The following is an 18,331-nucleotide window of genomic DNA, read 5'->3' on the forward strand; positions in this document are numbered from 1 at the left end:
CTGACGGCCGTCGGACCCCGCAGGACCCCGTGACGGGTTCTGCGGGGTCCGACGAGCGGGTGGGCGCGTCGCTCGGGGAGGACGCGACGAAAGAGGACGTCCGCGGACGGTTCCAGTGCGGATGCGATCAGTGCTCGCGCGGTGCCGGCACGACGCGCTCCACCTCGGGATGCACAGCGAGCAGCTGCCGCATCGCCGCCTCCGCCGCGGCGCCGTCGCCCGCGGCGAGCGCGTCGACGATCCTGCCGTGGTGGGAGAGCGACGCGTCGTTCGGACGCTCGCACCCCGCGACCGGGCCGCCGGAGACCTGCAGAGCGCAGGACACGATCCCCGAGAGGTGCTCCAGCATCCGGTTGCTCGCGACCTGGATGAGCAACGAGTGGAACTCGGCGTCCGCCCGGGAGTAGGTCAGCGCGTCGCCCTGCCCCATGGCGTGAGCCATGATCTCGACCATGTCGGAGAGGCGCTGCTGGACGTCGGCCCGCCCGTGCCCGGCGGCCAGGCGGGCGGCCAACGGCTCGATCGTCCAACGCAGCTCGCTCAGCTCGCGACGTTGGTCGTCGCGCTGGGGACCGAAGGCGCGCCACTCGATGATGTCAGGGTCGAGAAGATTCCAGTCGCTCACGGGACGCACACGCGTACCGACGTTCGGTCGGGCGCTGACCAGGCCCTTCGCCTCGAGGACGCGCAGCGATTCGCGGACGACGGTGCGGGACACCTCGAACCGCTGGCCGATCTCCTCGGGCACCAGCGGACGGTCGGCGCCGAGGTCACCCGAGACGATCATCTGGCCGAGCTGCTGGACGAGTTGGCCGTGCAGTCCGCGTCCACGGCTGCCCGTGGCGCGACGCCCCACCCGGCCCAGTTCGGGATCGGCGGCCTCCCAGACGGGAGCTCCGACGCGGTCGGCGGCGGGGGCCTCGGCGTAGGGGTAGCGGTCGAGTCCGCCCGGGCCGGCCAGACCGGAGTCGGTGGAGCGGGCGGCGGTCATCATGGTGTGCGCAAGGGTACTCACGGATCCTTTGTCGGCGCTGCCTCCAACTGCCTTGAGGTCTTTGGTGAAAAGCACACGAAAGGGTGATCGCTCACCCCGTCGCAATTGACGCCTTATCGGAAAGAAACGTGCTTTCTTCGGGGAGTTGCGCACACGCGAGGACGGGATCGGCCGGGGACGGTCGTCATCGGACCTTGCTGCGCAGCGTGGTGAGCACATACGCGCACACCAGGGCGGCGAGGGACAAGGTCATCGCCCCACCGACAGGTTGAGCGATCACGCGTACCGCAGCAGTCAGATAGCGCTCTCCCCCGAAGGGCCACTGCAACAGGAGCGTCTCCCGCAACCGCAGGGACAGGCCGGCGGCCGTCCGCACGGACGCGCTGCCGACGAGCTGTTGTACGACGGGTACGACGACCACGGGCACGGCGACCACCGCCGCCAGCCCCGCCGTGGTGGAGCGGAAGACACCGGCCGCCAGCACACCGGCCCAGGCGCACCCGACGACGAAGGCGAGCCAACTCGCGCTCAGCTCCATCCAGTCCGCGGGAACTCGCGCGAGTTCCCGTCCGTAGACGAGATAGAGCGCTTCGGCGTCGCATCCCAGTGTGAGGAAGCCGAGCATCAGGGCGGTGAGGGCGGCTACGAGGAGTTTGGCGGTGAGCACCCCGAGCCTGCGGGGCACGGTGCCGCGGTCCGCGGCCAGGGCGGGGTGGCGGAACTCGTCGCCGAACGCGAGCGCCCCGAGCAGCCCGGCTCCGAGCGCCGCGGGCGGCAGCGGCAGCTCCACAGGCCACGCCGCCAGCAGCCGCGCCTGCCGGGTGTGGCCGGCGTGGGCCAGGAGCAGGGCGGTGAGTACGGACACGATCAGCACGACGGCTCCGGTGACGAATCCGGTGCTGATCCCGGCAGCGCGGCGGAGTTCGTAGCGCAGGGGCCGCAGGGGACCGGGAGCGGACCGTACGCAGATAGGGGGCGGCAGGTCCGGCAGAGCGTCCGGCGTCCGGGAGGCGGAGGCCCGCGGGCTGCGCCGGGCTGAGGGCAGAACGGGCGGTGTGACGACGGTTCGGCACTCCCCCACGGCGAGAGCCGCGGTCCCGGCCGACGCGGTCCCGGCCGACGCGGTCTCAGCCGACGCGGTCCCGGTCGACGCGGTCGAGGCCGTCGCGCCCGGCGGAGTCGAGGCGGTCACGCCCGGCAGGGCCGGGGAAGCCGACGCGGTCGTGGCCGGCGTGTCCGGGGTCGTGCCGCCCTCGCCCCCCACGGCGGTACCGGGCCGGAAACCGTCCGCCCCGGCCCGGGAAACGTCCGAGGGAGAACCCTTGGCCGGCCCGTGCGTCGCGGGGAAACCCGGCGCTTCGCTGTCGGACGGCTGCGGCGCGACGGCGGGCGAGGTCTCCCGCGTACCGTCCTCCACGCCGGACCCCTCGGCCGACCTCAGGACGTCCGAGCCCTTCGCGAAGACTTCGACGGCGGTCCGCTCACCGGACGACGGGCCGGGCTGCGCGCCACCCGGGAGCGGCGGCCCCGCTTCGGAGCGCGCGGGGAGCGACGGCGTCGAGTCCACCGCTCCTGCTCCCGGCCCCATGTCCCCGGTCTCGTCGGCCAGTTGATGGACGAGGACGCCGTGCCGGAACGCCGTCTCTCCGACGTGGGCACATGTGCTGCCGTACACGGAGAGCCGGTTACCGTCCTCCTGCACCACCTCGACCGAGCGTCGTCCGGCCCGGGCCTCCTGGGCGAGCAGGGCGGCCAGGCGGACGGCATGGGGGGTGCGTACGGCCACACGGGGACGCAGCCGGGTGCGGGAGAAGTCGGCGGCCTCCTGGTCTGCGACGAGCCTCCCCCGGTCGAGGGTGACGACGCGGTCGGCGGTGCGCGCCGCCTCCTTGGGGTCCGCCGTGGTCGTCAGGACCGTGCCGCCCTGCGCCGCGTGTGCGCGCAGCATGCCGAACAGCCAACGGCCCTCCCGTCCGGAGAGCCCGTCGGCCGGCTCGTCGAGGACGAGAGTGTGCGGATCGGCGAGGAGGGCGCCGGCCAGACCGAGCCGACGGTCCACGCCGCGGGAGAGGGTGCCGAGGCGCTCGTCGCGCAGGCTGATCAGGCCGACCACCTCCAGCACCTCGTCGGCACGCCGGACCGGCACGCCGACGGCCGCGCACAGCATGCGCAGATGGCCGCGGACCGTGCGCGCGGGATGCCCCGGCACGTCGCCCAGCAGGACACCGACCTCCCGTGAGGGGTGCGCGATGCGGTGCAGGGGGCGGCCTCTGAAGTGGGCGATTCCGCGGCCCTGTTGGAGTTCGAGCATCAGTCTCAGCACGGTGGTCTTGCCCGCACCCGGCGCTCCGAGCAGCACGGTGACGCGGCCCGCGCGCGCCTCGAAGGAGACGTCGTCGACGGCGGGCGGAAGCGCCTTGCGGGGGTTGCTGGTCAGTCCGAAGGCCTGGATCACGCGAAGCAAGATAGCGCGCTATGTCCGTTTTTTCCGTTCACCGCACGGTCGGGAGCGCGCACGCCCGACCGTCGGGCATCGCCGCGACGCCGCGGCAGTCGCCGCGGTCCGAGGTCAGACCTCGGGCCGCAGCATCGGCGGGTTGAGCAAGGTCGCGCCGCCCGCACGGAAGAGCTGGGCGGGACGCCCGCCCTGACGGGTGGTGGTGCCGCCGGTGGGCACCAGGAAGCCGGGCGTGCCCGTCACCTTGCGGTGGAAGTTGCGCGGGTCGAGCGCCACGCCCCACACCGCCTCGTACACGCGGCGCAGTTCCCCGACGGTGAACTCCGTGGGGCAGAACGCCGTCGCGAGGGACGAGTACTCGATCTTGGAGCGGGCTCGTTCCACGCCGTCCGCGAGGATCTGCGCGTGATCGAAGGCGAGCGGGGCTGCCGTCTCGCCGTCGCGGCCGTAGCCCTCGTGCCGCAGCAGTTCCTCGACGGGCGCCCAGCGCGCGTTGCTGGCGTCGCCGCCCGCTCGCGGGGCCGGGAGGTCCGGGGCGAGCGCCAGATGCGCGACGCTGACCACACGCATCCGGGGATCGCGCCCGGGATCGCCGTAGGTGGCGAGCTGCTCCAGGTGGGCGCCGTTGTCCTGGGCGGGGACCGAGGGGGCGTGGGCGTGCAGACCGGTCTCCTCGGCCAGTTCACGCGCCGCCGCCTGCGTCAGGTCCTCGTCGGCCCGTACGAAGCCGCCGGGCAGCGCCCACCGCCCCTTGTACGGCGCCTCGCCCCTGCGTACCGCCAGCGCGCACAGGGCGTGACGGCGCACGGTCAGCACGACCAGGTCCACGGTGACGGCGAAGGGCGGAAAGGCTGACGGGTCGTAGGACATGCGGTGATCATAGTCGTCTCACTGACGATAAACACTCCTTTCGTCGACCGCATCGACGGCTGGTCCGATGCGGTCCCGCACGGTCTTCGCCGCTCGGGCCGCCCCTCGCTCCGTTCGGTGTCGTCCGAGGTCACATGGGGTCACACTCGCAGTTGCAGCCCTTCGGCCGCCTCCTCCACCATGGCGAGTCCGAGCCGACCGACCCGTACGGAGAAGGGTGCGCCCGCGACCCGCAGACCGGTCAGGCCGACCTCGCCCAGGGGCGCGCTGGGCAGGGGGCGCAGGGTGACGGTGCCGGCCGGGGCGTCCGGCCGGACGCCGACGAGGGTGGTCAGCAGCAGGACCCCGGCCGCCGCCGCGGTGGCGGCGGGACGGCAGGCGGCCGGATGTGGAAGGGGCGCGCTCCCGCCTCCGCGCTGCTCCCCCGCGTACATCTCGGGGAGGCGCTGGTCGAAGGCGTCGGCCGCCGCCAGCACGCCGCGCAGCAGGGCCGCACTCTCCTTCTCGTGGCCCGTGGCCGCCAGTCCCGCTACGGCGATCGCCGTCTCGTACACCCGGACGGCGCCGCTGCGGTGGCCGAAGGGGTTGTGGCCGGCCTCCTTCGCGCCGAGGCCGCGCAGTCCCCAGCCCGAGTCCATGGCGGGGCTGCCGAGCAGCCGGGCCAGTTGCTCGGTCTGCACCTTGTCCAGCAGACCCGGTGCGTGGGCGCCGCCGCCGAGCAGCCCGGTGTCGAGGATGTGGACGGTGGCCGCACAGAGATGGGGCAGCGGCCGCCCGTCCGGGCCGAGGGCGGCCGCGGGTCGGCCCCCTGCCCGGTCGTCGATCCAGAAGTCCCGACGGAACACCGCGCGCGCCGTCCGGGCCCACTCCCGCAGCCCGCCGCCGCCCGGTCTGCCACAGGCGTCGAGCAGGTCGGCGCCGAGCAGTGCGGCACGGTGGGCGTAGGCCTGGGTCTCGCAGCGGACCGGGCCGTCGGGCTGCGGGTCCCGAAGGTAGGGCCCGTCGCCGACCGAGGCGCGCAGCCAGGTCAGACAGCGTTCGGCCGCCGGCATCAATTCCTCCGTCTCACTCTCGGGCAGACCCCATCGGCGGGCCTCCGCGAGAAGCACCGGGAAGAGCAGCGTGGCCTCCGTCGCCGTACAGACCGGCGGCAGGTGCACGCCCGCGTCCCGTCGGGGCCCGGGGATCATGCCGCACCGCGGTCCCGGGACGGTGAGCTGGGTGCGGGCGAGCGTGCGCAGTGTGCCCGCGGCGAGACGGGTGCCCAGAGGCAGTGTCATCCGGGCCGCGGCGAGCGCCTCGGCCGGGGCCAGACCGCAGCGCCAGGGGGCTCCGGCCGCGAGATGGATGTCCGCAAGGCGCTCGGGGTCGCGCACCAGCAGGGCCTGCAGATCCTGGACGCTCGTCGCCAGCAGTGCCCGGACGCGGGGGTCGTCGCCCGTGGCGTGCGCGGGTGCCAGGGGGCTTGTCGCCGCACGGCCGACGGCGCGGACCGGCCCCGCGCCGTCCAGCCGGACTCTCAACTCCAGGCAGACACTGCCGCCGGGCGGCACGTCGAATTCCCAGCGCAGCAGTCCCGCGGAGGCGATCACGTCGGCGGGTGCGGGGGCGGCGCTGACGCTCGACGTCCCGGCGGCGCCGGACCAGCGCAGCCCGGAGTCGTAGACGCTGGCGGGCAGTTCGGGACCGACGACGCCGGCGGCGATCGCACCGAGGTCGGCCAGGTCGGCCCCGAGTGCCACCTCGACCGGGAGGTGCAGCGGGCGTGCGGCCGTACTGCGCAGGGTGATGCGCTCCGTGCCGTCCGCGGACCGGATCCGCTCGACGATCACGTCCGGATCCGGGCCGCCGTGCGGAGTGACACGCAGGGTCCCGACGAAGCGCGCGGAGTCGGCCAGTGTCATCCGGGCCTGGACCACGAGGGGTTCACGCCCCGCCACCCGCAGCCGGCAACGGGACAGGATCCGCCGACCCGCCCGGTAGAAACCCTCCAGACCGTGTCCTGTCAGCTGACCCTGTTCCGTCGAGATGGCGAGACCGGGCAGGGCGACACAGATCATCGCGGTGTGGGCGGGCGGCAGGCCTGCGATGCGCGGCGGCGCCGATGATGCGGACGGCTGGGCGCTGCCTCTGGCCGCGGTGGCCGACGGGCGGCCGACTGTGCCGGGCGGCTGAAGGAGGCGGGACGGGGCGCGTGTGTTCCGCCCGGCCGGCAGGACACTGCGAGGGTCGGCCGGACCTTCGTCCCGACTCGGCCGGCCTGGACCTGTTCGGTCGGAAAGCAGTCGGTCGGAAAGCGGTCGGTCGAGATGCAGCTGGTCGGGAGGAAGCCGGTCGGCGTCCGTGCCAAGGTGTGGCTCCGAGCCGCCGGTGCCGGAGCATTGGTCGAAGCTGAAGTGGGCGTCGAAGCCGACGTGTTGGTCGGCGGCGGAGGGCGGAGTCGGCTGATGCATGCGGTGACTTCTTCTGCTCTCTGTGCGCCTCGGCGTGGTCGAGGCCTGATGGAAGGCTCCGGCAGGGCGGGTGAGCTGCGGCGGAACGCCCTGCGCGGGCAATCCGCCACTCAGGTGAACGGGGTGGGACTCCCCCAGGTCACGCACCCGGCCCGCAGGCCCCACCGAATGGCGGTGGGACCCGGACGTCAGGCCGGGAAGGCGCCTCCCGGGCGGGCAGACGGTGGGGCCGTCCCGCCGCAGCGGGTGACGGGCGTGCGCGGGACCTCGCCGTTCGTCGCTGCGGAGGGACGGCGTTCATCGCGACGGGGGGGGGACGGCGTTCATCGCGACGGGCGAGCCTCAGTGCCCGCCCGGGGTTTCGCCCGCGTGGGACCGCACGCCTTTCGTGACCTCGCCATGAGTGCGTGCGGGGGACTTCCCTCCACCGCGTGTGCGCAATCCCGCACCGCTCGGAGCGGTGGGACGGGGGGCGTGCGCCTGCGTCGGGCGGCGGCGAGGTGCCTTCGCCTCCGGCACCTCGGCGCCTCCTTCCGCGGCCTGCCCGGAACCTGACCCGGCAGCGGTGGAACGAGGACGGCGGCGCCTGCGGGCAGTCGGGGCAGCGTTGCGCGCTGCAGCCGTCGAGGCCCCTGGCGCGCATACCGGTGAGCCGTTGGGTTCCGAGTCCACGGAGCCCCTCACCTCGCCGGGTCGGGCCGTGCCATCGGCTCGGCCGGCATCGTCCCCGTCGTCCGGATCACCGCCCTCGTCGTCCGCGAAAGTCGCTCCTGTCATACCTGTCACACCTGTCGCCCTGGTCGCGCCATTCCCGCCCGTCGCGCGTGCCGTGCCCGGCGTGCCCGGCCCGTCGGCGGCCCGCGTGTCCGGGAGGAGCGCTGCTCCGGCGGTCAGCGCTTCTTCCGCGGTCGGCCCCTCCCCGCCCGGCGTTTCCGCCGCTGCGCGCCGTCCTCGTCGCTCGCGCTCGGCGCGCAGGCAGCGTCGCACCGACTCGGGGTCGAGGCCTTCGTTGCAGGCCTGGTGCAGCAGGCGGGCGAACAGATATCCCGGTTCCGCGCCGAGCGCCATGGCGAACGCCTCCCTCGCCTCGAGTTCGTCGCCGCCGGACCATGCGACCCAGCCGGCGAGAGTGAGCGGCGGCGCCGCGTGTTCGCCGTAGGGTCCGACGCAGCGCCGTGCCAGTGCTCGCCACAGGCGCAGTGCGGTCGCGGCCTCGTCGCCCTCCATCCACTCGGCCGCCCGGTCGCGCGTCACGCGATCCTGAAGCCCGAGGATCAGGGCTGCGGCCTCGTCGCATCCGAGCAGCTCGTCGTCTCGGCGATCGGCGAGAAGCACGCCAGGCAGCACGGGCGCTTCGGCCAGGCGCAGCATCACGCGTCCGGCCAGTTCGAGCGTCTCGGCGGCCACCGCCGTTCGGCTCGCGTCGTCGAGCATCCTCGGGACGAGTGCCATGGCGGCGGTGTCCAGGGCGACTTCCTGCTCCAGCGCCACGCCGGTCTCCAGAGGCTGCAGCCGGGCCCGTAGCTCACGCAGGGTGCCGCGGACCTGGATCCCCGCGTAGGTAGCGGCCGCGGCCAGCACGGACGTGCCGGGCAGCCCCATCGGGACGCCCTCGACCGGGCAGCATCCCTCGCCCGCGCAGCAGTAGGACCAGAAACGACCGTCCGCGATACAGAGCGCTTCGATCACCGGGATGTCGAGACGGCCGCATTCCAGACGCAGTTGCTCGGCCAGCGGCGTCAGGCGCTCCATGACTTGACGGCCCGTCTCGCCGCTCTCCGGCTCCTGACAGAGGTAGGCCACCATCTGCGCGGGGCGGGTGCCCCGGCGTTCGCTGCCCCTGACCAGTCCGTGTGCCAGTTGCTGCGCGACGGCGCCCCAGTCGTCCGGGTTCGCGGGGATGCCGAGCCGGGCCCGGCCGCCGAACCGCCCTCGTCCGCCGCGGTCGTGCAGGGCCACCAGGACGATGCTGTCCTCCGGCCGGTATCCGAGCAGATAGGGCAGCGCGTCGGCCAGTTCGTCCGGGGACCGCAGGGTGACCTGATGGGCTGTCTGAGCAGTGCCGTACTCGGCCTCACCGTCGTACATCGGGTGACTCATGTACGTCGTGTGACCGCCGGTCTCCGGCGGGCCCTCCTGCGCCGCCCGGCCTCCGCGCCCCGGCGGCCCTTCATACGCCGACCGGGCCGGCCGATCCGGCTGATCGGGCCGATCCCGATGTTCCAGCTGATCCGGATGTTCCGGCCGACCCCGCTGCGTGCCGTACGAGTGGCAGCCGTCGGCACCGTCATGTCCCTTACATCCGTCACCTCCGTCGCATTCGCCGTCCGTGGGCTCTTCCCCTCCGCGGCCTCCGCGGCCTCCGAGGGCTCCGAGGGCTCCAGGGCCTCCGGACCCTCCCGAATCGCCCCCTCCTTCGAGGCCTCCGCTCCCTCGACGGTCTCCGTCACGTCGGCCGTTCCCGTCACGCCCCTCGTGACCGGTGTCGGCGTCCGTGGCAACCGAAGCGCCCGCGGACCTCGACGGCTGGGACGCCTGCGATTCCTTCCCTGCGTCCTGGGAGTTCCGTGCGTCCCGTTCGTCACGTCGGGCGGTGTCACCGTTTTCAGAGGATCCGGTGGATTCGCTGTGATTCGTCATGCGACAGACGATCTCGCGGATGACAAGATCCCGCTGGGCCTGTGGACAACTCCGATCACGGACACGTCAAGCACAGCGGAACCGTCGCGACGCGCGCCCGCCGAGGACCCCGCTGACCACGGCCGTGACCGGATTGTCAGCGCCGTCCTGTTGTATGGAGGCATGGAGCACACGAGCAACACGGATCTCCGGGCCGACGCCGACGCCGTCCTCGCCCGCCTCGTCGGCGACGCCTCGGGGGCGGCCCGGCTGCGCGAGGATCAGTGGCGGGCGATCGAGGCGCTGGTCGCCGACCGGCGCCGGGCCCTGGTGGTCCAGCGGACGGGGTGGGGGAAGTCCGCGGTCTACTTCGTGGCGACCTCCCTGCTCCGCGCCCGTGGCTCCGGCCCCACCGTGATCGTCTCCCCGCTGCTCGCCCTGATGCGCAACCAGGTCGAGGCCGCGGCCCGGGCCGGTATCCGTGCACGCACCATCAACTCCTCCAACACGGAGGAGTGGGAGACCGTGCAGGGCGAGATCACCGCGGGTGAGGTCGACGTCCTGCTGGTCAGTCCGGAACGGCTCAACAACCCGGACTTCCGTGACCAGGTGCTGCCCGGGCTGGCCGCCGCGACCGGGCTGCTCGTGGTCGACGAGGCCCACTGCATCTCCGACTGGGGTCATGACTTCAGGCCGGACTACCGCAGGCTGCGGACGATGCTCACCGACCTTCCTCCGGGCGTTCCGGTCCTCGCGACGACCGCCACCGCGAACGCACGTGTGACGGCCGACGTCGCCGAGCAGCTCGGCACCGGAGGCGCCACAGACGCCTTGGTACTGCGTGGGCCGCTGGATCGCGAGAGCCTCAGCCTGAACGTGCTGCGACTGCCCGACGCGGCGCACCGGATGGCCTGGCTCGCCGATCATCTCGACGAACTGCCCGGTTCCGGAATCGTCTACACGCTCACGGTGGCGGCCGCGGAGGAGGTCACCGCCTTTCTCCGGCAGCGCGGCCATGTCGTCGCCTCGTACACGGGCCGGACCGAGAACGCCGACCGGCAGCAGGCCGAGGAGGATCTGCTGGCGAACAAGGTGAAGGCGCTGGTCGCGACCTCCGCTCTCGGTATGGGCTTCGACAAGCCCGACCTCGGCTTCGTCGTGCACCTCGGCTCGCCGTCCTCGCCCATCGCGTACTACCAGCAGGTGGGCCGTGCCGGACGCGGTGTCGAGCACGCGGAGGTGCTGCTCCTGCCGGGACGGGAAGACGAGGCGATCTGGGAGTACTTCGCCTCGCTGGCCTTCCCGCCCGAGGACCTGGTACGCCGCACTCTCGACGTCCTCGCGGGCGCGGAGCGGCCCGTGTCGTTGCCCGCCCTGGAGCCCCTGGTGGAGCTGCGCCGCTCCCGTCTGGAGACCATGCTCAAGGTCCTCGACGTGGACGGGGCGGTCAAGCGGGTCAAGGGCGGCTGGCTGTCGACCGGACAGCCGTGGCGGTACGACACCGAGCGGTACGCGTGGGTCGCACGGCAGCGCAAGGCCGAACAGGAGGCCATGCGGCAGTACGCGTCGACGACGGACTGCCGGATGGAGTTCCTCCAGCGCCAGCTCGACGACGACGGCGCCAAGCCGTGCGGACGATGCGACAACTGCGCGGGGGCGCGCCATGCCGCCGACACGTCCTCGGCCGCGCTGGACGCCGCACGGGTGGACCTGGGCCGTGCGGGCGTCGAGGTGGAGCCCCGCCGGATGTGGCCGACCGGCCTGGCAGCGATCGGCATGGATCTCAAGGGGCGCATCCCCGCGAACGAGCAAGCGGCGGCCGGGCGGGCCCTGGGGCGTCTCTCGGACATCGGCTGGGGAAATCGGCTGCGTCCGATGCTGGCCCCCCAGGCGCCGGACGCACCGATTCCGGACGATGTGGCCCGGGCCGTGGTGGATGTGCTGGCGGACTGGGCGAAGGGGCCCGGCGGTTGGGCCTCCGGAGCGGCCGACGCCTCACCGCGCCCGGTCGGCGTGGTCACCGTCGCCTCTCGCACCCGTCCGCGGCTGGTCCACTCGCTGGGCGCGCGGATCGCGGACGTCGGCCGCCTGCCCCTTCTGGGTGCGGTGGAATACACCGCCGACACCTCGCCGATCTCCCGGAGCAACAGCGCCCAACGTCTCAAGGCGCTCGACGGCATGCTGCACGTGCCGCCCGCCCTCGCTGCCGCCCTCGCCGGGACGCCGGGGCCGGTTCTGCTCGTGGACGACTACACCGAGACCGGCTGGACCCTCGCCGTGGTGGCCCGGATGCTCCGACGGGCGGGCGCGGAGGGGGTGTTGCCCTTGGTGCTGGCCGTGCAGGGCTGACGGAGAGGACCCGGCCGTGCGAGGCTTCCCGCGATCCCCGGCGTGAACACCCGAAGCCCGGCGACGACGGCGGAACGCAGGAGCGACCCGGGCAGCGGAACGCCGGAGCGAACCGGGCGGCAGGATGCCTCGGGCCCCGGTCTCCGCGGCGAGCCGGCCGCGGACGCTCTCGCCTCCAGGTTGCCTCCAAGGCCCCTGCACGGCTTGAACTGACGACTCACGCATCCTTCCGTGAATCACTGGGTAGGGATATATGCCACTCAACGCCATATAACGGCCGGTGGCCCCAATTGCTCGTTGCCGCATCCAAGTTCGGCAGGAAGAATTGAAGTCCGCTCCCCGCACGGCTCGGTCCCTAGTCCGGTTGAGCTCTGCTGCGGCGTGCGCCCCCCGAATCCGACCCGCCCGCAGTGTGGGCCGTAGCCGAAGGGAGGATCGTGACCTTCGGATTCGCTCCGTCCTCGGCGGCATCGTTGTCGACGTCCACGTCCGCCGCCTCCGCCAACCGCTTGCTCGAGCCTGCCGAATGGGCCGCGGCCGGGATACCCCTGCTGCGCAACCCACGGGAAGTCGTCAGCGGTCTGCACTCGCGGCACCGGCCGCGGCCGACCACGGCGATCGTGGCCGTCCTCGACCCGGACGAGCGGGTGCGGGCCAGCGCTTCGTTCACCCGGCGTCAGGCTTCGAGTGACGGCTGGGTGTTCCGCAACGCCCTGCTAGCCCAGCTACGCCGAGTCATACCCCACGACCTGCGACTGCGCACCCCCGTGCGTACCGCCGTGCTGCTCTACTGCCGCGACGGCGACGCGCGCTGGACGGAGGAGGACGGGGCATGGATGTGGGGCCTGCGGGACGCCTGCACTTTGCACGGTCTGCGCTGCGGGGCGTACATCACTCTGACCCGGGACGGCTGGCAGGTCCTCGGTGAAGGGCGCGGGGGCCGACGGCCCAACGCGGATTCGACCCCGGAGCCCTTCGCCCTGTCCGAGGCTCCGCCGCCGCTCCCCCGGACCGGCGGCTCCGCCTCCGAGGTGATGCGTCGCGCGGCCGCCCGCTGACGGCGCCCGGTTTGCCGAAAGGGTTCTGCAGCCCCCTGCCCCCCGACATGGGCGGGACGACCGGCCGCGACGCGTCCCCGGCGAGCGCCCGCAGGCGCCCGACGCCGGGCATGCGGGGAGGGCGGCGCACCGAGCACGCCGCAGCTCGAGACCGCCCCGGAGCCCGCGCCGAGGAGCACGAGACAGCCGCTCCAGGCCTGAACCGCCGCACGACCGCGGCGCACGCTCACAGCAGTGACCGAGGAAGAGACCTGCCGGTCCCGACGGCGACGGCGTCAGCGAAGGCGTCGACAGAGTCTCGACCACCGCGATCAAGCCGGGGACGGCACCCGGGCCGGGACGGATCCCACGACGGGACGGCGACGGCGAGGCAGGTCGAGCGAGCCCCCGCCGTCGGCCTGTGAAGGATCGCCACAGGGCGCACCGAAGAGGCGCCGCAGCAGCGACGCCTCTTCTGGGCTCCGGTCCTGTGCGCCTACCGGATACGGCTCAGACGCCCGCGCCCAGCACCCCGTTGATCCGCTGCGGGTCGCCGCAGACGATCAGCAGGGCCGAGGCGCGCGCGAGGGCCAGCGGCAGAACGGTGGCGGCGGCGGTGTCGGCTCCACCGTTGACGGCGACGACGACGACCGGGCGCACCCCGGCGCGGGTCACCGCGGCGGCATCGGCGTAGAAGACGTCGTCCCCGGCGTCGTGCTGCGCCCAGTAGGGCGCCTCACCGAAGGACAGCTCGTGAGCGGCCCAGGGGTGCCGTTCGCCGGTGGTGATCACCAGAACGTCACCCGGGGCGCGCCCCGATTCCAGGAGGAGGTCCACGGCCTCCTCGGCGGCGTCCAGCGCACCCTCGGCCGAGGCCGGGATCAGCTGGACCTGAGCAGTCGCCGAAGCAGCCGCGACGGCGGGAGCGGCCGGGGCCGAAGGCCCGGGCTTGGCGGCCGTGTCACGCGGCGCGCGTTGCGCCGGCGGCGTGGGCCGGAGCGGTCCGGGACGACCGGGACGCGACGGAGCCGCGGGACGGGGTCCGGGTACAGGTCGAGGGGTCGGCGCGGTGCGGCCGCTGGCCGGAGTGGCGCGGGGACCCTGGGCACTCTCGTGAATCTGAGGCTCCTCGGGAATGAGAGGCATGGGCTGTTGTCTATCAAACGTTCGTGCGGCACGGGCCGGCGGGTGGCACATCAGTGCGGCCGGAAGGGTCAGAAGTCGAAACCGAGTTGACCTTCGACCTCCGGAACGCTCCCGTTCGCCCAGCTGCGGGCCTTCTTGAGGTGCCGCCACTGGGGCAGCGCATCAAGATACGCCCACGACAACCGGTGGTACGGGGTGGGTCCCCGCTCCTCCAGTGCGGCCTTGTGCACGGGTGACGGATACCCGGCGTTGTCCGCAAAGCCGAAGTCTGCATGCTCGGCACCCAGTTCGGCCATCATTTTGTCGCGCCGGACCTTGGCGATCACCGAGGCCGCCGCGACCGCCACGCACGACTGGTCACCCTTGATCACCGTGCGGACCCGCCAGGGGGAACCGAGGTAGTCGTGCTTCCCGTCGAGGATGACCGCGTCCGGGCGGACCGGGAGAGCCTCCAGAGCGCGTCCGGCGGCGAGCCGCAGTGCGGCGGTCATCCCGAGATCATCGATCTCCTCGGGCGACGCGTGCCCCAGGGCGTGCGACGTCACCCACTGCAGCAGTTCCTCGGAAAGCTCGTTGCGACGCTTGACGGTGAGGAGCTTGGAATCGGTGAGGCCGACGGGAGGTCGGCGGAGTCCGGTGACGGCCGCGCAGACGGTGACGGGTCCGGCCCAGGCACCGCGGCCCACCTCGTCGACGCCGGCGACGACCTTGGCTCCGGTCGTGGCGCGGAGTGAGCGCTCGACGGTGTGAGTGGGTGGTTCGTACGGCATGGCGCCCTTAGATTACGCCGCCTCGATCCCGTTGCGACACCCCGGTCGGCACCGATCCCCTGCGGGTCGGCCGCGTCGGCGTCGGCACCGTGCTCAGGGCGCGTCCGGCCGGAGCAGGGACAGCATGAGCCGGTCGACCTCCTCCTCGGGTTCACGGTCATCCTCTTCACATTCGCACATCTTCGATCAGTGGATCATCATGGCCGGACGGCGTCGAAGGCGGAGCCGTTCGCCACGTCGGCCCGCACCTCGACTCTCTAGATTCCCCTGCTGAAGACGCTATGCAGCAGCCTCGCCGTCGGCTCGACCGCTCCCTCGAAGATCAAGTCCGGGAAGCGCTCCGCCTGGAGCGGATCGCATGCGTGAATCCCCGAGCGCATCGCCGGAATCGACCTCACCGGGCGGTCGGCGCGGACCCGCTCACCGTCGGCGGCCTGCTGCTCGGCGCCGCTCCGGCGACGTCCTCGGCCGACGCCGGGTGTTCACGGCAGGCGTCCCGCTGCCGGACAGCGCCTCGCCGTCGCTCTCGCCACCCGGATCACGAACCGGGCGGGTGTCGGCGGGCAACGTGCCGCGGTGAAGCGCCGGCCCCCGTCTCACCCGGACGGGAGCAACCACCCCGGCAGGTCCTCCACCTGTCGCGTCCACGCGACGGGCGGCTTCCCGGCCTGGCCGGCGGCGAGCACCCCGCCCACGATGGCGCACGTGGTGTCCACGTCCCCGCCCGCCTGCGCGGTCGTCCAGAACGCCGTCTCGTAGTCGGCCAGGGCACGAGCGGCCGACCACAGCGCGAAGGGCACGGTGTCATGGGCCGACGTACGTCTGCCGCAGCCCAGTACGGCCGCGACGGTGCCCGCGTCGGCGTAGTCGAGCATGTCCCGGGCACGGCCCAGTCCCGCGCGAACGGCGCTCTTGGGGACCAGGGCGATGACGCCGTCCAGCAGCGCCTCGGCGCCGGGCGGCCCGCCCGGTGCTCCTGCCAGCGCGGCGGCCGCGGCCACGGCCATGGCCCCGACCACGGCCTCCCGGTGCTGATGCGTGGGGTAGGCGGAGATCTCCGCCTGGTGGGTCGCCTGCTCGGGGTCGTCCGCGTACCAGGCGCCCAGGGGCGCGATCCGCATGGCGGCGCCGTTGCCCCAGGACCCCTGCCCGTTGAACAGGGCGGAGGACAGCTCGCGCCAGTCCGCCCCCTCTCGGACCAGCCTGAGCAGCCGGTTGACGGCGGGCCCGTAACCGCGGTCGAAGTCGTGGTGCTCGGCGAAGGAGCGGGCCAGGGCGTCCTGGTCGATGCGGTGGTGAGCCATCAGGACCGCCACCACCGAGCAGGCCATCTCGGTGTCGTCGGTCCACTGCCACGGGCCGGGCGGCAGCTCGCGACGCTGCAGCAGCGGATAGTTCACCGGCACGAAGAACTGAGAGCCCAGTGCGTCGCCCACGGCGAGGCCGCGCAGGCTGGCCAGGGCGCGCTCCAGGCGCCCGGCGGCAGAGAAGTCAGCGGTCATCCTTCACCCATTCCGTCCCCGGTGATCCCATAGGGCGCAGGTTCCCGCCAGCGGTCGAAAGGCCGGTCGAGGGCGTATCTGTCGTCGTCCTGGAGAACGAGCATCCGCATCTCAGCGTTCCCGGGGTTCGCGAGCGATTCGAACTCGGCGACCGTCCAGTGGAACCAGCGCATGCAGAACAGACGCATCGCCAGGCCGTGGGTCACCAGCAGCACGTTCGGCGGGTGGTCGGGGGCCTCGAAACTGCGGAACAGGCTCTCCAGGAAGCCGCCGACCCGGTCGTAGACGTCTGCGCCGCTCTCGCCCTGCGCGAAGCGGTAGAAGAAATGCCCGTAGGCGTCACGGTAGGTCTTCTGTAGCTGGACGTCGTCGCGGTCCTGCCAGTTACCCCAGTCCTGTTCGCGCAGCCGGGGCTCCTCGCGCACCCGTATCAGCCCGGGGTCGAGGTGGAAGGCCTGCAGGGTCTCGTGCGTGCGCCGGTAGGGCGAGACGTACACGCTGACCCGCTCGCGGCCGAAGACCTCCCGCAGGTGTTTTCCCGTCTCCTCGGCCTGGCTGCGGCCCCGGTCGGTCAGGGCCAGTGCGTGGTCGGGTTCACGCTCGTAGACGGTGTCATCAACATTGCCCGTTGACTCCCCGTGCCGGACAAGGACGATGCGCCGTGGTCGTGCCATGCCAAAACCCTAGATCGGTTGACGCCCGATCGAGCACTGCTCGGGCCTCCATACGGCGTAGGTCACACCATCACTGTCCCGGAAGGGCCCGAACGGCGCACGTCGGACGGCCGCACCCTCATACCGTCCAGGAAGGCTCGAGCTCGACGATGTCGCCGGTCAGGGAGGAGACGTCCGCCTCCGTCTGCGCGCGCAGGGCGAGTCGTTCCACTCGTTCCGCCCTGTACTTCCCGTGCTCGGCCTGCGAGCGCCACATCGACAGGACGAGGAACTCGGGGCCCGGCGCCTCGGCGAACAGACCGCGGATCATGCCGGGAGAGCCGGCCATCGCGGGGTTCCACACCTTCTCCTGCATCAGCGTGAAGTGCTCGGCGCGTTCCTCGTGGACCCGGCAGAGAGCGACCCGCACCAGGTCGGAGTCGGTGAACCGGGGCTCGAAGCCCGTCTTCACGTCGAAGCGGTAGTCGAACAGCCGGACCTGGGGATCCTTGAAGGTGCCCGACTGGGCCGTCGCCAGCCGGTCGTGGGAGCGGGCCATGAAGGAGTCGTAGAAGGCGCGGCTCTCCCAGAACGTGAAGACATGCGCGACAGAGGGCCGTGTCCTGCTCCAGCCCCCGCCCTGTCCCCGAAATCCCGGCTCCCCCGGAAGCCCCGCCCACTTTCGCTGTCCTCGTTCGAAACCGCGGCGGTCCACCACGGTGCAGCGAATCCACTTGACCAGCACCGCGCCATGGTAAGGCCAGCAGGCGTGGCGTTGGTCACTCTCGTGCACACAGCTCCACTGCCCCGGTGCACGCGCGCGTGGCAGGATGGACAACCGGCCCTGACAGACGGGCCGTTCGGGGCGACAGCAGACGGGAAAACGGGGAGGGGAAGTCCGGTGAGCGGCCTCAACAAGGGAATCCGCAAGATCGAGATGGCGCTGAAGTGGGATCCCAGTGCGGCGGGGCAGCCGCCCACCGACCTGGACGTCGTGGCGGCGACCTACCTGGCGGACGATCCGCACGGTGACCCCGCCTACGTGGTGCACTTCGACAGCCGCTCGCCCGACGGCACGATCTATCTCAACCGGGACAGCAAGGACGGCAAGGGCTTCGGCTGGGACGAGGTCATGACGCTGGAACTCGACCGCCTGGACGCGCGGTACGCGCGCGTCGTCCTCGGCGTCGTCATCCAGCAGAACCCCGGTCACCGGACCTTCGTCGGGGTGCTCAACCCGGCCTTCCGCATCCGGGAGGGCTACACCGTCCTGGACGAGGGCGACTTCGGCGGCGTCCTCGGGGCGACCGCGGCGACGGTCGCGGAGTTCGTGCGCGAGACGTCCGACGGCTGGTCGTTCCACCCGGGCGTGCGGGGCTTCGAGGACGACCCGGTGACGTTCACCAGGGTCATGGGCCGGGTACACCGCTCCTGAACGCGCAGGTCGCGAACCGACAGCGCGCGAACGGGCGGGAACGCA

At 72.6% G+C, this 18,331-nt stretch carries 13 protein-coding genes; 3 read left to right on the forward strand and 10 right to left on the reverse strand.

From position 1 onward, the window contains the following. Nucleotides 1-127: 127 nt before the first annotated feature. The 5 genes from IE239_RS17310 to IE239_RS17330 all read right to left on the reverse strand — a co-directional run bounded on the left by IE239_RS17310 (nucleotide 128) and on the right by IE239_RS17330 (nucleotide 8,875). The gene (locus IE239_RS17310; protein ID WP_190150225.1) at nucleotides 128-1,015 is read right to left on the reverse strand and encodes a FadR/GntR family transcriptional regulator; all 888 of its coding nucleotides are present in this window, start codon (nucleotides 1,013-1,015) and stop codon (nucleotides 128-130) included. A gap of 163 nt (nucleotides 1,016-1,178) precedes the next feature. After that, a complete protein-coding gene (locus IE239_RS17315) occupies nucleotides 1,179-3,449 on the reverse strand; it encodes an ABC transporter ATP-binding protein (RefSeq protein ID WP_190150226.1) in 2,271 nt (756 codons plus the stop codon). Nucleotides 3,450-3,563: 114 nt separating this feature from the next. Continuing rightward, nucleotides 3,564-4,322, reverse strand: a complete 759-nt coding sequence (locus tag IE239_RS17320; protein ID WP_190150227.1) for an NUDIX hydrolase — start codon at nucleotides 4,320-4,322, stop codon at nucleotides 3,564-3,566. A gap of 140 nt (nucleotides 4,323-4,462) precedes the next feature. Next, nucleotides 4,463-6,382: a glycogen debranching N-terminal domain-containing protein gene (locus IE239_RS17325; RefSeq protein WP_190150228.1), complete on the reverse strand. Its 1,920-nt coding sequence runs from the start codon at nucleotides 6,380-6,382 to the stop codon at nucleotides 4,463-4,465. A 735-nt stretch (nucleotides 6,383-7,117) separates the two neighbouring features. Beyond that, nucleotides 7,118-8,875 carry a DUF4192 domain-containing protein gene (locus tag IE239_RS17330; RefSeq protein WP_190150229.1) on the reverse strand — a complete coding sequence of 586 codons (1,758 nt, stop codon included), beginning with the start codon at nucleotides 8,873-8,875 and terminating at the stop codon, nucleotides 7,118-7,120. 702 nt (nucleotides 8,876-9,577) lie between these two features. Here IE239_RS17330 and IE239_RS17335 point away from each other — a divergent pair. Together IE239_RS17335 and IE239_RS17340 are read left to right on the forward strand one after the other, a co-directional pair. Then, on the forward strand, nucleotides 9,578-11,743 hold the full coding sequence (locus IE239_RS17335) for a RecQ family ATP-dependent DNA helicase (RefSeq protein WP_190150230.1): 2,166 nt from the start codon (nucleotides 9,578-9,580) through the stop codon (nucleotides 11,741-11,743). A 437-nt stretch (nucleotides 11,744-12,180) separates the two neighbouring features. Then, complete coding sequence (locus IE239_RS17340) at nucleotides 12,181-12,801, forward strand: hypothetical protein (RefSeq protein WP_190150231.1); 621 nt, start codon at nucleotides 12,181-12,183, stop codon at nucleotides 12,799-12,801. Between the two features lie 489 nt (nucleotides 12,802-13,290). Here IE239_RS17340 and IE239_RS17345 read toward each other — a convergent pair whose 3' ends face one another. The 5 genes from IE239_RS17345 to IE239_RS17365 all read right to left on the reverse strand — a co-directional run bounded on the left by IE239_RS17345 (nucleotide 13,291) and on the right by IE239_RS17365 (nucleotide 17,596). Next, the gene (locus IE239_RS17345) at nucleotides 13,291-13,926 is read right to left on the reverse strand and encodes a hypothetical protein (RefSeq protein ID WP_190150232.1); all 636 of its coding nucleotides are present in this window, start codon (nucleotides 13,924-13,926) and stop codon (nucleotides 13,291-13,293) included. A gap of 68 nt (nucleotides 13,927-13,994) precedes the next feature. Further along, nucleotides 13,995-14,696: a ribonuclease HII gene (rnhB, locus tag IE239_RS17350; protein ID WP_190150233.1), complete on the reverse strand. Its 702-nt coding sequence runs from the start codon at nucleotides 14,694-14,696 to the stop codon at nucleotides 13,995-13,997. 596 nt (nucleotides 14,697-15,292) lie between these two features. Then, entirely contained in the window at nucleotides 15,293-16,198 is a 906-nt protein-coding gene (locus IE239_RS17355) for an ADP-ribosylglycohydrolase family protein (RefSeq protein WP_190150234.1), read from the reverse strand. Then, complete coding sequence (locus tag IE239_RS17360; RefSeq protein WP_190150235.1) at nucleotides 16,195-16,872, reverse strand: histidine phosphatase family protein; 678 nt, start codon at nucleotides 16,870-16,872, stop codon at nucleotides 16,195-16,197. The genes IE239_RS17355 and IE239_RS17360 overlap by 4 nt, the downstream gene beginning before the upstream one ends. Nucleotides 16,873-16,990: 118 nt before the next feature. Then, complete coding sequence (locus IE239_RS17365) at nucleotides 16,991-17,596, reverse strand: YdbC family protein (protein ID WP_190150236.1); 606 nt, start codon at nucleotides 17,594-17,596, stop codon at nucleotides 16,991-16,993. A 156-nt stretch (nucleotides 17,597-17,752) separates the two neighbouring features. Between IE239_RS17365 and IE239_RS17370 the strand changes: the two genes are divergently transcribed. Continuing rightward, nucleotides 17,753-18,286 carry a TerD family protein gene (locus tag IE239_RS17370; RefSeq protein WP_190150237.1) on the forward strand — a complete coding sequence of 178 codons (534 nt, stop codon included), beginning with the start codon at nucleotides 17,753-17,755 and terminating at the stop codon, nucleotides 18,284-18,286. Nucleotides 18,287-18,331: the final 45 nt, after the last annotated feature.

It is taken from the genome of Streptomyces humidus, assembly GCF_014649655.1.
Classification (GTDB): Bacteria; Actinomycetota; Actinomycetes; order Streptomycetales; family Streptomycetaceae; genus Streptomyces; species Streptomyces humidus.